The sequence below is a fragment of the Providencia alcalifaciens DSM 30120 genome (genome assembly GCF_000173415.1).
GTDB classification, from domain to species: domain Bacteria; phylum Pseudomonadota; class Gammaproteobacteria; order Enterobacterales; family Enterobacteriaceae; genus Providencia; species Providencia alcalifaciens.
In genome coordinates, this window is the sequence record NZ_ABXW01000046.1 from 206,882 (window position 1) to 221,928 (window position 15,047).

Sequence of the window (15,047 nt, forward strand, 5' to 3'; positions counted from 1 at the left end):
TGATTTCTCACGCTTAATAACACACCCAATAGTCATTATCCTAATTTAACTATTTATTGCTGTCTTATTTAGCTTATCTTTATTAAAATAATTGATAATAGAATTATTACAATTGCGATAATGATGTGATCATTGTCAATGGCTACCATTACTTATTTATCAGATATAACTAGATTGGATCTACAATGAGAGTTAATAAAAACATACAGTTGGTTGTAAGCGCGTCAGCAATTTTGGGTGCTTCAATCTGCATGTCATCACCTGCATTGGCTGAAGAACAGTCAGTTGGTCTATGGGATAAATTCACCAATAATGTCAGTACCACATGGGATTCTGACAAGTATGAGCTGTATATCCCGTTCTTCACTTGGCATAACCGTTTTATGTACGATAAAGAAAAAACCAATACCTATAATGAAGAGCCATGGGGTTTTGGTATTGGTAAATATCGTTATGATGAAGATAATGATTGGCATGCACTGTACGCAATGGCATTTATGGATTCTCATAATAAAGTCGAACCGATTGTCGGATATGGTTTCCAAAAAATGTGGATCCCCGGTGATATGGATGGCTTCCGTATGGGGGCTGGTTTCACGTTAGGGATTACCGCTCGTGAAGAGTACAGCTATATTCCGCTTCCTGCACCGCTGCCGTTAGTCTCAATTGAATATGACAAACTGTCTGTTCAAGCTACCTACATTCCTGGGACTTACAATAATGGTAACGTGCTATTTGCATGGTTACGCTGGCAGTGGTAAACCACTCGCTTCTACGATTCATTTAACCACCAAAAGCAGCGCAAAAAAAACCGGTAGATTCAATATCACCGGCTTTTTTATTCTCTTTGATTAACCAAATAGGTTATGACACTTTACTTTCGATGCCTTGCTTTTTAGCGCCGGAGAATTGGTAGCCTACCCACAGGACTGCAATCCATAGTGGCATAATCAGCACCGACACACGCAGCCCATCCATTGTCAGAATAATAATTAAGATCAGAGACAAGAATGCTAAGCACAGGTAATTACCAAATGGGTACCAAATACTCTTAAACTTGGTTTCAATGCCCTGTTTATTCATTGCGGCTCTAAACTTCAGGTTAGACACACAAATCATAATCCAGTTGAGCACTAACGTTGTGACCACTAAGGACATTAGCAATTCAAATGCTTTGCCTTCCATCACAAAGTTAATCAGAATACCACCAGACGTCGCAATCCCCGAAACAATCAACGCCATCACAGGTACGCCGCCTTTGTTCACTTGTGCCATAAATCGAGGGGCATTGCCTTGTTGAGCTAAACCGTACAGCATACGGCTTGTACAATATGCGCCACTGTTATACACAGACAGTGCGGCAATCAAAATAACCACGTTCAACGCATTTGCGACTAGCAAATCGCCCAACTCATGGAAAATCAAAACAAACGGGCTGGTTTTACCATCCAATTGTACCCATGGGTAAAGTGCCAACAACACCGCCAATGAACCAATATAGAAAATTAAAATACGATAAACCACTTGGTTGATAGCTTTTGGAATACTCTTGTCTGGGTCTTCCGCTTCTGCCGCAGTGATGCCCACTAATTCTAATCCACCAAATGAGAACATAATAATTGCTAGAGCAACTAATAGTCCATTATACCCTTTTGCAAAAAAGCCACCGTATTCCCACAAGTTGCTAACTTTAGCTTGGGGACCACCGTGACCACTAAAGAGTAGGTAGCAACCAAATAGAATCATCGCAATGACGGCAACCACTTTTATCAGTGCAAACCAGAATTCAGTTTCACCGTAAGAACGAACGTTAATGAGGTTAATGGCATTCACAGCAATGAAAAATACCAGCGCTGAAACCCAAATAGGTAACTCAGGCCACCAGTGCTGCATATATTTACCTGCGGCGGTCAGTTCAGTCATTCCGACGAGAATAAACATGACCCAGTAGTTCCACCCCGAAAGGAACCCAGCAAAACCACCCCAATATTTAAATGCAAAATGGCTAAACGACCCTGCAACAGGCTCTTGAACAATCATTTCACCTAACTGGCGCATGATCAGAAATGCGATAAAACCACACAGTGCATACCCGAGTAAAACTGACGGCCCTGCCATTTGAATCGTGGTTGCTATCCCTAAAAATAGCCCTGTACCGACAGCGCCCCCTAAGGCAATTAACTGAATATGCCTGTTTTTCAATCCGCGCTTGAGCGTCTGTTGCGCCATATCTTTACCTTTTCGTCCTCTAGCTTTTGTTATCGTCCACAGTTGTGATAATCACGCAAGTTTATTTGAATTTTTGCATGAACTCCACCCGCAATTACACCACTGTGAAGCTGGCTTTCTGCCTGTCTTACGATGTTTCCAAATAATAACAAACTAATATCTAGTAAGACGTTCTAAAATGCAAACTCAAAATGGTAACAAAGCTGTCACTCGGCAGATCCCAAGCTGAAAGTCATCACCACCTTGATCGCAGAGATTATTCATTGCCAGTAGGTATAAAAAAGCACAAATGGTCACAATGATAATGATTAATAGCATATTTCGCATAAATATAGGGGTTCTTAGTAGTCACTTAATCTGCCAATATTAATCAATATTACGATGATTAGTTTGTGTAAAATGGGCAATTCATCGTTTTCAAGAAAACAATTGTTCATTTTTGCAGCTATTGATAAATAACTTGCTAGGATTGCCTGTTTTTCATACACAAATCTGTTATACCGCACAACCAACCTTTGTCATGGTGAAATGAAGTTGTGTATACTTCGGTTACCGTAAAATAAGAATGAATTTGAGATGGCACAAGATAACCACGTAGCACTTGTTAATGCTCTAAGTAAATGGATCGAAGAGCATTTAGGCAGAGTCATCCATTTGGAAGAGCTCGCGGCCTATTCAGGGTATTCCCTTTGGCACATGCAAAAAATCTTTAAGGAAGTCACTGGGATCTCCTTAGGTAAATATATTCGCCAACGCCGACTCGCTGGCGCAGTAAATTTATTACGAAATAGCAGCCAAAGTATTTTTGATATCGCGTTAGATTTTGGATTTGGTTCCCAATCTCACTTTACCTACATGTTCCGCAAAGAGTATGGCATTACTCCGTTTGATTTTCGGCAGAATGACCAAATTCAATTGGACATCAAAGAGCCGCTGCATCTTACGACGGATGACGAGTGAATTTGTTTTACGCGCATTAACCGCCCTTAGCTTTAATGCGATAAAACATGAGCATTCTCATCCTATTTACTGAGCAATCTATTTATTGCCCTCTTCGATAATTTACATTCTCGATAATCAGAGTAAGGTACGTGTAAAAGTTCTATTTTAGGAGGCGTTGATGTCAATCAAACTGGTCGCCATTGATTTAGATGGCACATTACTCAATTCGCAGCACCAAATTTCCCCTGTAGTCAAAGAAGCCATTACGCGTGCCCATGAACAAGGTGTTCGAATTGTCCTCGCCTCGGGTCGCCCCTATTCTGGTATTCAGCCTTACCTTCAAGAACTTGGTTTAGACACCGCCAATAACTACTGTATCAGTAACAATGGTAGCGTGATCCACCAAGCCAATGATGGCAGCCATTTATATGAAAACCTGCTGGATTTCGCAGATTATCAATATTTTGCAGAGCTAGCGAGTAACGTTGGTGTCCATATGCATGCACTTGCAGATAACACGATGTTTACCGCCAATCGCCACATTAGTCGTTACACCATTCATGACGCTTACATTACCAATACTCCACTGGTGTATTGTCCCGTGAATGAAATGGAAAGCTCACTCAGTTTCACCAAAATCATGATGATTGATCACCCAGAAAAACTCGATGTGGGTATCAGTTACATTCCTGAGAATACCTTTGAAAATTATTCGTTAATCAAAACCAGTCCCTATTTCCTCGAAATTTCGAATAAAGATGCCAGTAAAGGTTCTGCGCTGAAGGTGCTGTGTGACAAACTCGCCTTAACCCCAGATAAAGTGATGAGCATCGGTGACCAGAATAATGATGTCACGATGCTACAATATTCGAGTGTTTCGGTAGCAATGGGGAATGCAGCACCACATATTCGTGAAATAGTGAAATTTGTCACATCAACCAACGATTGTGATGGTGTTGCTGTGGCATTAAATAAATTTATTGTCTAGATAATCACTCATTTAAAGCTCAAATCCCTAAACAAAAATACAATTCTGCTGGATATGCCTCTGCATTAGCTTTTTGGCATATCCATTCTCTATCCCCCCTTCAGAACTATTTTATCCTTTGCCTTACTTACTCTTCCAAATTTGATACTATCTGCGTCTTTCAAAAAAATTGTCACCTATAGACAAATACAATAAAACTGACATCACTAACAGGTAGTTAAATGTTTTCAACTAAAGATATGTTAATTCTGGGCATGATGGTATTCGCCTTATTTTTAGGCGCGGGAAACATCATCTTTCCGCCTATGGCAGGGTATCAATCGGGGACAGACTGGTTTAATACTTCATTAGGGTTTCTGATCACGGGCGTTTTGTTACCATTCTTAACCCTCGTTACCGTTGCCGTAAAAGGTCGAGGGGAAAAACTCTCCGTTGACTTACCCAAATGGGTCGCCGTGATCTTCTGGGTTGCACTTTATTTAATTGTGGGTTCCACCTTCGCCATGCCGAGGGTCACCAATACCGCATTTGAAATGGGCTTCCTACCATTAGGTTTTGCTGAAAAAAATACGTTTTCACATCTCACCTTCGCATTGGTTTTTAACTTTACCTCGATGTTCTTTATGCTAAAACAAGGCACAATGATCAGCGCGATTGGTAAGTTTATGACTCCTGCTCTACTGGTTTTATTAGTCGTTGTGGGTATCGCTGTCGTCCTTGACCCACTTTCTGAAATGAATGCACCAGTTAAGCAATATGCAGAATTTGCATTCTTTGGCGGTGTGATCGATGGTTACCAAACCATGGACGTGCTTTCTGCGATGGCATTTGGGGGAATTGTCGCTCGCGCTCTAGCCTCTAAGCAAATCACCGAACCTCGTCAAGTTGCCACAATTACGATTAAAGCGGGATTGATTTCAGTAAGCTTACTCGCCGCTCTATACATCTGCCTATTCTATTTAGGGGCAACCAGTGAGCAAGTCGCCAATACCGCAACCAACGGTGGACAAATTTTCTCTCGTTATGTTGATGTATTATTTGGTGCCGTTGGTACTTGGATTATGTGTGGGATTGTCTTGCTGGCCAGTATGACCACTTTAGTGGGTGTAACCAGCGCATGTGCGGATTATTTCGCCACATTCCATCACCGTTTAGGATACCGTTTTTGGGTGGTCTTTTTCACCATGCTAACCACCATTGTGTCGACGTTTGGTCTCGATACCTTATTACGTGTCACTATCCCTGCATTATTGATGATCTACCCATCATCCATTACCATCGTATTTTTGCAATTTGCGCGTAAATTTATGGCTTCACCACGCGTTACATACGGCATCACTGTTGCAGTCGTGGTCCTAATGAGTTTGCTTGATACGCTCAATAATATGGAACTGCTCAGTGGTGCGGTAAAAGCGCATCTCATTGCCTATTTACCGCTATTTGAACAAGGTATGGGCTGGTTAATTCCAGGTATTATTGCGTTTATTCTCTCGATGTTTATCGGTAAATTTATGGCTAAAGATGAGCCTATTGCTGAACAAAACTTAGCTTAACGCTTATTGTTAATCGCCTAATGTTAGGATGCTGCTGACATTAGGCGTTTTCATCACCTTTCTTATCTTGCGATAAATTCAGCTCATACCGTCTCTGATAGCCACTTGTTTTTCCCAACTTTTCTTGTAGGAAATCAAGAAAGGCTGACACCTTTTTAGGCAAAAACTCTCGGTTTGGATAAACTGCATAAATATGATGCTGCGGTAAATGGTATTCCGGTAGTACCGTTATTAATCGCCCAGCCAAGATGTCGGGCGCGGCGATAAATTGAGGTAGTTGGCAAACACCTAATCCTTGTAAAGCAGCTTGGTGCAACGCTAAGCTATTATTTGCGCGGAAATTTCCTGTGGGTGTAAATCGAACCATTTTCCCCTGATGCGTAAATAACCATGTTTGCCCCGCCTGATAATAACTGTATAAAAGGCAATTATGTCCTGCTAATTCGTCAAGGTTCTGGGGGCTGCCATGTTCTTCTAACCATATGGGGGAAGCACACAAGACACTGTGACAGGGGGATAAGGTTCGCGAGACTAATGAGGAATCCTTTAATTCGCCTATTCGGATTGCCATATCAAACCCCTCTCCGACTAAATCCACCAGCTTATCGTCAAATACGAGCTCAGCATTCAATTGCGGCCAACATTTCAGAAATTCAGGTAGCAGAGCCGTCAGATGAAGATGACCAAAAACGGTTGGCGCACTGATTTTTAAGGTTCCATCTACCGCACCACTGTAACGGGAAAGTGCTGCGTTACCGTCATCAATAGCCCGATGAGCCTTTTTTAAGTAAGCATAATAAAGCTCTCCAGCTTCTGTCAGTTGTAAATGTCGAGTCGAGCGAGTAATCAGGCGGATCCCTGTACTTGCCTCTAACGCCATTAATTTTTTACTGATTGCCGACTTTGTCATATGCAGGGAATCTGCAGCTTTAGTTAAACTGCCTTGCTCTACAATCGCGATAAAAATGGGCAGTAATGCATAATCCACGCCAGTCATTGTCAATCCTTAGGAAACAGAGTTTTTCTTTTATAGCGGTTTTTCTTCATGCTGACAATCCCTATACTTTGCCAATCACTCGTCCTGTATTAATGAAAATGAAAAAAGATATTGTGCTTTCTCTAGTTGCTGTATTTTCAGGTGTATTACTGACATTGATGATCATGAGCAACAGTTATTTGTCTACGTTTACCTCGCCGTTACAAGCCTCTTGGCTAACCCATGGAATCGGCAGTATGGTTGCTGTATTGATTTGGTTGGTCGTGAAAAAACGATTTGGTAAAGGAAAGCCAGCTAAAAAAATACCTCACTGGAGTTATCTCGGCGGGATCCCCGGTGCCTTTACGGTGTTACTCGCGGCTATCACTGTCAATAGCCCACTTTCACTTTCAGGCTCAATTGTATTGATGCTAACAGGGCAAATCGTGACAGGATTACTGATTGATCATATGGGACTTTTAGGATTAGCCCAGCGAAAAATAGCCAAGAAGGATTATCTCACGGTGTTATTTCTACTGGTTGGCTCAACATTGATCATTATGGGAAGATAAATATATGTTACTGTTTTTTATTATGATTGCACTGTCTAATGGCATGTGTATTATCCTGAGCCGCAGCCTTAATGGATGCCTATCTCAAGTCAGTAATGCCTTTTATGCTTCCCTTATTAATCATGTTGTGGGCTTTTTATTTCTGAGTATTATCATGTGGTTCGCAAAAATACCATTTAAAATTGGTTACGAGAATATTCCGCTTATGGCATTTGCTGGCGGTGTCATTGGGGCATGTTTTGTGATGATTAACAGCTATATACTGCCATTACTGGGCGCAACACTCACCACTATTTTTGCGATAAGTGGTCAGGTGCTTTCCAGTGTGGTGATTGACATTGTGCAACATGGCTTGCCAGAACAAATAAGCGTGCAGCTACTGGGTATTATTTTCATTTTTGCCGCTATTGGCGTGCGCTATGCACCCAATAAGCTAGCTTGCAAAAAGGTTAGTGCCCAAAATTAAATCATCGTCTTGTGGCGATAAAACAGGTTATTGATCCTATCGTCACCATCAAAACCCCTTGCCAGAAACCTAATGTTAACGCCGTACTCAATAACATCGACGAAAAAGCTGTAGAGATCACCGGCGTAAAGTAAGAAAGCGTACCAAGAAAAGCCACGTTACCTTTGATAATTGCAACGGTCCAAAGCGCATTTGCACCACCAGTTGCAATCGCCGTAACGAGCAGTAAGCTGACACTGTTCACACTGATATTAAATGGCGCAGGCGTCGAGAATATAAACAGCATCCATAGCCCAATGGATGTCATAATAAAAAACAATACCATTCCATTGCAGCCATTCGACATGCGTTTCGTGATGTTACTATAAAACGCCCATAACAAAGCGCCAATAAACGCTAAGGCATAGCTAAGAGGGTTACTTTGAATATTCGATAAAATCGCGTTCAACGATAATGGTTGGTCCCCAGAGATTACCCACAGCAGTCCCACGAATGCCAAAATTAAGCCAATAATCAACAATACGCTAAAACGTTGCCGGTTAAATAAGACGGCTAAGGCTATCGTAAAGCTCGGCCACAAATAATTGACCATCCCGAGTTCAATCGCTTGTTGACGGTTATTTGCAAGCCCTAATGCTAAAATAAAGCAGATTTCATAACTCACAAATAAAAATGCACCCCAGAACAAATAGCGTTTAGGAAAAAGGTGAATTTTCGGTAACCCCATCACAGCCACTAAAACAAGGCTACCAATGGAATAAATCAATGCGGCACCGCCAATGGGACCAAAGTTTTCGCTTGTACTACGCACAAGCCCTACCATGGTACTCCACAATAAAATAGAGACTACCCCATAAAAGGTTGCTGCATGTCGCCCGAGTTTCATCTTCCTAATCAACACCTTATTTCGCATTTATATCGATGACAATTTTCCTTCAAAACCTTACGCTTTGAGAGCAATAAAGCAAGTTTTTTATATTTATCCACCCTTTATTTCAATAAAAAAGCGCCTAGGAATACACCCAGGCACTTTTACGTTTATACCTATGTTTAATCATCAATTAATGAGCTTGATGCTTAACCCATTGCTTCACTGACTCTTTTTCCCAAATACCATCGTTAAGCTGTTTCTTCAGTTCAGGATGATCATTAATATCAAATGTTGGAACCTTCCCTGCGCTCAATTGTTGGTTATAGTCTTTTGCCAATTTGAACGCGACACCTGACAACAACAAAATTGCAATCAGGTTAGTGATCGCCATTAAGCCCATTGAAACATCGGCAAGTTTCCAAATAAGGGGCATCTCACCTAATGCGCCAAACATCACCATTCCTAATGTCGCTAAACGGAAAAGAAACAGTCCTGCGGTGTGGTTATTTTCCAAGAAAATCATATTGCTTTCTGCATACGCATAATTGGCAATAATTGAGGTAAAGGCGAAGAAGAATATTGCGATAGCAATAAAGATGCTTCCCCAACTGCCGACCGCGGAAGATAACGCCATCTGAGTCAACTCAATGCCATTGATTTTATCTACAGGCCCATCTAATACCCCCGACGCTAAAATAATAATCGCGGTTGCACTGCAAATTACAATGGTATCAAGGAATACGCCTAGCATTTGAACATAGCCTTGTGAAGCTGGATGCGGAGGATAAGGTGAGGCAGATGCGGCTGCATTCGGTGCAGATCCCATACCGGCTTCATTCGAAAATAATCCACGTTGGATCCCTTGAGTCATGGCTTGGGCAATCCCATAACCGAGTGCACCACCAGCGGCCTCTTGCAAGCCAAATGCACTGCGGAAAATTAACATAAAGACATCGGGTAAGCGCTCAATATTTTGCCCGACCACCCAAAATGCGAGCAGTAAGTAAGCAATCGCCATAATGGGTACAACAAATTCAGCGACTTTGGCAATTGATCTTAATCCACCAAAAATAATGGTGCCACTGAGAATCACTAAAGCAATTCCAACATAGAGTGGGTTAAAATCAAATGCCACAGCAGTTGCTTGTGCGATTGAGTTCGCTTGTACTGCATTAAAAACCAAACCAAATGCAATGATTAAGAAAATAGAGAATAAGACCCCCATCCAGCGTTGTTTTAAGCCCTTCTGCATATAATAAGAGGGTCCGCCACGATAATTGCCTTGATCATCTTTCGTTTTATAGAGCTGTGCTAATGTACATTCAATGAATGACGTTGCCATACCTAAGAGTGCAACAACCCACATCCAAAATATGGCGCCTGGACCACCTGCTGTAATAGCGATAGCAACACCCGTTAAGTTTCCAGTACCGACTCGAGCGGCTAAACTTGTACACAATGCTTGAAATGAAGAAATACCTGAGCTGTCTGAACGGGTACTATTTTTAAGCACTCCAAACATGTGACCAAAATGTCTAAACTGAATAAATTTAGATCGTATTGTAAAATATAATCCAGCGCCAAGTAATAAATAAATTAATATTGAGGTCCAAATAAAATTACTGATTGAGTTTATATATTCTATCAAATTATGCTCCTTTTATTGTATCCACTAATTACGTAATTAGTCGGTTAGTTATTTAGCTCCATATCATTTAAGTAATTAAACACATAAAAACGCAAACCATGAATGGTTCAGCATGTATAATCCATGTTATTAAACAAGACCCATGGATTATATTTTTTTTGCTTTCTCTGTAAATTTTTTTCTAGTTCAGATTCTATGAAAGACTTAATACTGATGTAAAAAAAGCTAACCAACACAAAACGCATGATTAATTTAATATTTAAAATCAATGAATTAATGATAACACAACGATTTCAGACTTAATTTTAATCATATGATTAAAATTAAGGTATTTTTTAACCAACTTTATCTTTTTTTAATCAAAAAAATAAATGTTAATTACATGAAAATATATTTAAGAAAATAAAATTAAGCGTTTTTTAAATTAAATCGTTAATTAAGTTCGGATATTTATTATTTTAGTGAATAGACTTGGGAGATAAAAATTAAGTATAAATTCACTTTTATTTTAGCTTAATCACTTATTTAGATTTGCCATTTTAGATAGATTCCCACACAAAATAATCTTTTTGGTATCATCATAATAAGATTATTGCTAATATTTTATGATGACAATACACTTATCGCTAATTTGCTTTTTACATCAAAGGGTAATATATGGAAATCCACATTAAAGTTTCTGACGATCTCGTTTCAACACTCGCCGAAAAATCCTATGACGCATTTGCCGCTGAATTGCACGCTAGGGTTTTAGAAGTCTACCCTGGTAGCAACCTTGTTATCACACATGACAGTGGTGCAACAACCTTTGACACTAAAGGTTTCCATGATGATAAAGAAGCACACATTGTTTTGCATGAATTGGTTGAAGATGTCTTCCATCACGGTCATTGGTTAAAGGCTTAATTTCCGTCGTATTATTTACCAGCCTGCCATTTTCATCAGGCTGGTACTCCCCAAAAACCTTTCTGGTTAATTTCAAATACTGATCAAGATCATAGTTAGCGATTATGCTAACCAACTTTGCCCAAAAGCCCTTTTCTTTTTACCGTTATATGATACTGTATATAACGAATTTTCATTTACATTGCTTTTGCTAATTTATAGCAGCCAGTATTTATACTGGCTTTTTTTATGGGAAAAATCAGGTAAACACATAGCCGCCTTAATCATGAAATGCGTGAAATAAGGCATCACTGTGATTTTTCACACAATGTTACAATCGCTGCACGTAATTCTGGTGTATCACTCGTAATCAATTGGTTATGTTCTGTAAATTTACCATTCTGAACATTAACACTGGCAACAAACGGCAATTTATCACTTTGATGCGCGATTTGATAAGAACCACAAACACGATAACTTTCGCCTTCTTTAAATTCACTTTTTAGAACGATGTTTACATTCTCAAAAACCAATGGTTCAGTAGAACCAAGCTTACTTTCAATCAACTTTTCAGCTTGTTTAGTGACATCGCTATCACCGATCGTTGTGTAAAATTGATAAGCAAATGCCCCAAGGGCGAGTAGAATAACGATCAGTAGCTTACTTTTTATACGTTTCACGCTTAAATCCTTCTTATCTTACAGCGATTAGCACACACCATTATGTTAACACTTTTGTTTTATTGATAATAAGCACTCTGAGATCAATGTCGCACAAAAAGCTCTATACGTTTTTTGTCATTGAAATTAATTGATTTTACATTTTTAAATTTATATTTTATAAAAAGCAGCCTTTAAAAAGCAAAAATAAATTCATATTTCATTGCCTATTTAACAAATTTTTATCACCGTGAAGAAATAATGAATAACTGTGTCCTAAATATGAAATATCCCTATATTTAAGTAAATTGAATTGAAATAAAAACCCTTGATGACAAACTAGAATTAAATATAGAGGAGAAGCACAATGAAAAATTTAAAATCACTTATTCTAGTTGGAAGTTTATTAGCCATTAGTTTCTCAACATTTGCCTATCATGGTAATGGATTTCATCGTAGCGGCAACGCTAACGGACCATGGTGTAATGGACAGAACCAAACACAGTATGACCGTCCTTGTGACACTCACTATCGGGGTCAGTATATGGGTCGTAATCAAGGTATGGTGCAGTTTTCGACATCCGTTCAAACAGCACAGCCAGAAGAGGCTTTAAAGAAAATTACAGCCGAGATCCCTAAAGGAGAAAATAATAAAACCTATATGGTAAAAGTCGCGGTAATTGAAATTACGCCTAATGTAAACACCCAAGAAAATCAATAAAAAGGCATTGAATAAATATAGCCAGTAAATCTACGATATACTGGCTATTAAATATCAATCAGCTATTTGTCCCTATCGGTAAATACCCTTGCCATAATGGCGAAGGTTTTTTTCCATTTTCATTCTTAGTTAAATGAATATAATACTCACCGACTTTTTGTAATAATAGACAGTCATCAACATCTTTTAAATTGTCTTTATGTTGCTGCTGACTCCCCACTAATAATTGGCTAATGGCTTTTTGTTTTGCCTCTTGTGCCGTTTTCGCCACAAACAAATCAAATTCATGCAATTCTGCAAGTGTTGATAAAGTGTACCCTCCGACATTGATAAAATAGAGTTTATACTCACTACCTGATGACTCTTTGCTCAAACTGATGTCGAATCCATCAACCCAATTTACATCTGCATACCCATCCACATGAATTTTATCTTTATCACCAAACCAAGCATCTCGTAATAGTTGCCAAGCCTCTTCCGGTTTATCGACTGCGGCAAACTGTACATCATGTACTTCAATGTTTGATTTTCCAGCATTCCCACCAACATAAAACATAAATAATTTCATTATTATCTCTCTATGATTGACCATCGTTATATATATCAATATACAACCATATCAATTCAATATGCAATCATTGCTTTTTTACGGCCAATTTAGCAATAAATTAAATTTACTATAAATATCAATATATTATATGCATATCATTAATCCACCCAACATAATTGAACTTTACACCCCCATAACACGGTGAATAAAAAATCACTTCAACTATATATTTATTTACAATTGAATTATTTCGAGTAATCTAATTAGACTTTAAAAATATATTTCAGGGACACACTATGGATCGTCGTTCATTTTTAAGATCAAGTTCACTTATCGCAGGTGGACTAGCACTAAATTCCGTTTTAAATCAAGCAAGTGCAAAAACGGCGACATTAGCAGCGCCGAGTATTCAACATCCTTTATTATTAAACTTTAATGAAAATTCGTTAGGAATGTCACCGAGCGCTCAAAAAGCTGTCATTGACGCTTTACCTGGCGCATTCCGTTACCCTGATGCAGCACGTTCCGAACTTATTAATAACGTCGGTACGCTACATGGTTTAGAAGGTAAAAACGTCACCTTAGGAAATGGTTCATCAGAAACCATTCAAGCGGCGGTTGCTATGCTGGCGAATAAAGCAAGAAAACAGAACATAAAAATTCAGCTCGTCACGCCGGATCCAACCTTTAACTATGCTGAGCTCTATGCGCTACCATTGGGTGTTGAAATCACGAAAGTTCCACTAAAATCGGATCTCAGTTTTGACCTGGTAAAAATGGAACAGCTGGCAAATAGCTTCGATGGTCTCTCCATTATCTATATTTGTAACCCAAATAACCCAACGGCAATGATCACACCTCATAGCCATCTTGATAGTTGGATGAAAAAAGAGTCAGATAAACAATTCTTTATTGTCGATGAAGCCTATGCAGAGTTTGTTCAAGACCCTCAATTTATCAGTGCGATTGAGTTGGTAAAGGCAGGACAAAAAAATCTGATTGTGACGCGCACTTTCTCAAAAATTTATGCATTAGCTGGTCTGCGTGTAGGCTATGGTATTGCAGCTCCTGACGTTATCGCTTCTGTGGATGAATTTATCTCCATTGATAATACCAATACAGCAGGGGCAGCAGCTGCAATTGCCTCATTAAAAGATCATAAATTCCTCGAATACAGCCTGCAATCCAACAATCTTTCACGAAAAATCGTAGAAACGGCGTTGAATGAATTAGGCTTGGAATATGCACCATCACAAGCTAACTTTATTTTCCATAAAGTAAAAGGTGATGTAAAAGCTTATAAGCAACACATGCAAGATGCCAATATCATGGTCGGTAGAGAATTTCCACCTGTTGTTGGCTGGAATCGCTTAACACTAGGAACGCCACAAGAAATGGAACAATTCGTAGCCGTGCTGAAAGAATTTCGCCAAAAAGGCTGGGTGTAGAGAGCACTTAACTTATCGACAAAGCATCTTCTACTCTGAGAAGATGCTTTGAATTAAAAAGGTCCTTTAAAAATAAAGAATGCCCCTGCAAAAATGAGGATGAAGCCAATAATATGATTAATTGTCAGGCTTTCCCCCAAATAAAGCACAGAGAATCCAACAAACACACATAATGTAATCACTTCCTGCATCGTTTTTAACTCAGCAGCACTGTAATACTGATGACCTAAGCGATTCGCTGGCACTGCAAAACAGTATTCTACAAATGCAATTAGCCAACTGACAAAAATAACGATATACAAAGGCTTATTAGTAAATTTTAGATGCCCATACCAAGCGAACATCATAAATACATTGGATATAACCAATAATATGACAGGATAAAATTTTGCTAACATGATGAACCAATTGAAAGTTCGAATAGACCTATATTATGCGAATAACCCACTATGATTTCAATCACCTTCCTAAATCAATCTAATTAAATTTACGCCCTATTTTCTAGCACTGCCACGCATAGATTGCATTTATTCCCACAC

General features: G+C 39.2%; 17 protein-coding genes. 9 read left to right on the plus strand and 8 right to left on the minus strand.

The window, feature by feature from the left end; genetic code table 11:
* The first annotated feature begins 185 nt into the window (after positions 1 to 185).
* Positions 186 to 761, plus strand: a complete 576-nt coding sequence (gene pagP / locus PROVALCAL_RS09130; protein ID WP_006658925.1) for a lipid IV(A) palmitoyltransferase PagP — start codon at positions 186 to 188, stop codon at positions 759 to 761.
* 103 nt (positions 762 to 864) lie between these two features.
* Here the strand turns inward: pagP and PROVALCAL_RS09135 are convergent, their stop codons facing one another.
* The gene (locus PROVALCAL_RS09135; RefSeq protein WP_006658927.1) at positions 865 to 2,229 is read right to left on the minus strand and encodes an amino acid permease; all 1,365 of its coding nucleotides are present in this window, start codon (positions 2,227 to 2,229) and stop codon (positions 865 to 867) included.
* A 186-nt stretch (positions 2,230 to 2,415) separates the two neighbouring features.
* Positions 2,416 to 2,556 carry a PhoP/PhoQ regulatory lipoprotein MgrB gene (mgrB, locus tag PROVALCAL_RS20160; protein ID WP_006661584.1) on the minus strand — a complete coding sequence of 47 codons (141 nt, stop codon included), beginning with the start codon at positions 2,554 to 2,556 and terminating at the stop codon, positions 2,416 to 2,418.
* A gap of 249 nt (positions 2,557 to 2,805) precedes the next feature.
* Here mgrB and PROVALCAL_RS09145 point away from each other — a divergent pair, with 249 nt between their 5' ends.
* The 3 genes from PROVALCAL_RS09145 (at position 2,806) to brnQ (ending at position 5,712) form a co-directional block, all read left to right on the plus strand.
* Entirely contained in the window at positions 2,806 to 3,189 is a 384-nt protein-coding gene (locus tag PROVALCAL_RS09145; RefSeq protein WP_006658930.1) for a helix-turn-helix domain-containing protein, read from the plus strand.
* A 160-nt stretch (positions 3,190 to 3,349) separates the two neighbouring features.
* Positions 3,350 to 4,159, plus strand: coding sequence for a sugar-phosphatase (gene yidA, locus PROVALCAL_RS09150; RefSeq protein WP_006658931.1), 810 nt, complete (start codon positions 3,350 to 3,352; stop codon positions 4,157 to 4,159).
* A gap of 221 nt (positions 4,160 to 4,380) precedes the next feature.
* Complete coding sequence (gene brnQ / locus PROVALCAL_RS09155; RefSeq protein ID WP_006658932.1) at positions 4,381 to 5,712, plus strand: branched-chain amino acid transport system II carrier protein; 1,332 nt, start codon at positions 4,381 to 4,383, stop codon at positions 5,710 to 5,712.
* 40 nt (positions 5,713 to 5,752) lie between these two features.
* Here the strand turns inward: brnQ and PROVALCAL_RS09160 are convergent, their stop codons facing one another.
* Positions 5,753 to 6,709, minus strand: a complete 957-nt coding sequence (locus PROVALCAL_RS09160; protein ID WP_006658933.1) for a LysR family transcriptional regulator — start codon at positions 6,707 to 6,709, stop codon at positions 5,753 to 5,755.
* A gap of 98 nt (positions 6,710 to 6,807) precedes the next feature.
* Between PROVALCAL_RS09160 and PROVALCAL_RS09165 the strand changes: the two genes are divergently transcribed.
* Both PROVALCAL_RS09165 and PROVALCAL_RS09170 read left to right on the plus strand, forming a co-directional pair.
* Entirely contained in the window at positions 6,808 to 7,260 is a 453-nt protein-coding gene (locus PROVALCAL_RS09165) for a DMT family transporter (protein ID WP_039861816.1), read from the plus strand.
* A gap of 4 nt (positions 7,261 to 7,264) precedes the next feature.
* Entirely contained in the window at positions 7,265 to 7,726 is a 462-nt protein-coding gene (locus PROVALCAL_RS09170) for a DMT family transporter (RefSeq protein ID WP_006658935.1), read from the plus strand.
* A 1-nt stretch (position 7,727) separates the two neighbouring features.
* Here PROVALCAL_RS09170 and yddG read toward each other — a convergent pair whose 3' ends face one another.
* Together yddG and PROVALCAL_RS09180 are read right to left on the minus strand one after the other, a co-directional pair.
* Positions 7,728 to 8,612 (minus strand): aromatic amino acid DMT transporter YddG, encoded by an 885-nt coding sequence (gene yddG / locus PROVALCAL_RS09175; RefSeq protein WP_006661580.1) that lies wholly within the window; start codon positions 8,610 to 8,612, stop codon positions 7,728 to 7,730.
* A 175-nt stretch (positions 8,613 to 8,787) separates the two neighbouring features.
* Complete coding sequence (locus tag PROVALCAL_RS09180) at positions 8,788 to 10,245, minus strand: alanine/glycine:cation symporter family protein (protein ID WP_036961359.1); 1,458 nt, start codon at positions 10,243 to 10,245, stop codon at positions 8,788 to 8,790.
* Positions 10,246 to 10,902: 657 nt separating this feature from the next.
* Between PROVALCAL_RS09180 and PROVALCAL_RS09185 the strand changes: the two genes are divergently transcribed.
* Positions 10,903 to 11,151 carry a DinI-like family protein gene (locus PROVALCAL_RS09185; protein WP_006658938.1) on the plus strand — a complete coding sequence of 83 codons (249 nt, stop codon included), beginning with the start codon at positions 10,903 to 10,905 and terminating at the stop codon, positions 11,149 to 11,151.
* Between the two features lie 287 nt (positions 11,152 to 11,438).
* Here the strand turns inward: PROVALCAL_RS09185 and PROVALCAL_RS09190 are convergent, their stop codons facing one another.
* Positions 11,439 to 11,810 (minus strand): hypothetical protein, encoded by a 372-nt coding sequence (locus PROVALCAL_RS09190; RefSeq protein ID WP_006658939.1) that lies wholly within the window; start codon positions 11,808 to 11,810, stop codon positions 11,439 to 11,441.
* A gap of 346 nt (positions 11,811 to 12,156) precedes the next feature.
* Between PROVALCAL_RS09190 and PROVALCAL_RS09195 the strand changes: the two genes are divergently transcribed.
* Positions 12,157 to 12,510, plus strand: a complete 354-nt coding sequence (locus PROVALCAL_RS09195; RefSeq protein ID WP_006658940.1) for a hypothetical protein — start codon at positions 12,157 to 12,159, stop codon at positions 12,508 to 12,510.
* 58 nt (positions 12,511 to 12,568) lie between these two features.
* Here the strand turns inward: PROVALCAL_RS09195 and PROVALCAL_RS09200 are convergent, their stop codons facing one another.
* Positions 12,569 to 13,078: a DUF1543 domain-containing protein gene (locus tag PROVALCAL_RS09200; RefSeq protein WP_039861817.1), complete on the minus strand. Its 510-nt coding sequence runs from the start codon at positions 13,076 to 13,078 to the stop codon at positions 12,569 to 12,571.
* Positions 13,079 to 13,356: 278 nt separating this feature from the next.
* Here PROVALCAL_RS09200 and PROVALCAL_RS09205 point away from each other — a divergent pair, with 278 nt between their 5' ends.
* Entirely contained in the window at positions 13,357 to 14,508 is a 1,152-nt protein-coding gene (locus PROVALCAL_RS09205) for a pyridoxal phosphate-dependent aminotransferase (RefSeq protein ID WP_006658942.1), read from the plus strand.
* A gap of 53 nt (positions 14,509 to 14,561) precedes the next feature.
* Here PROVALCAL_RS09205 and PROVALCAL_RS09210 read toward each other — a convergent pair whose 3' ends face one another.
* Positions 14,562 to 14,906, minus strand: coding sequence for a DMT family protein (locus tag PROVALCAL_RS09210; RefSeq protein WP_006658943.1), 345 nt, complete (start codon positions 14,904 to 14,906; stop codon positions 14,562 to 14,564).
* Between the last annotated feature and the right edge of the window lie 141 nt (positions 14,907 to 15,047).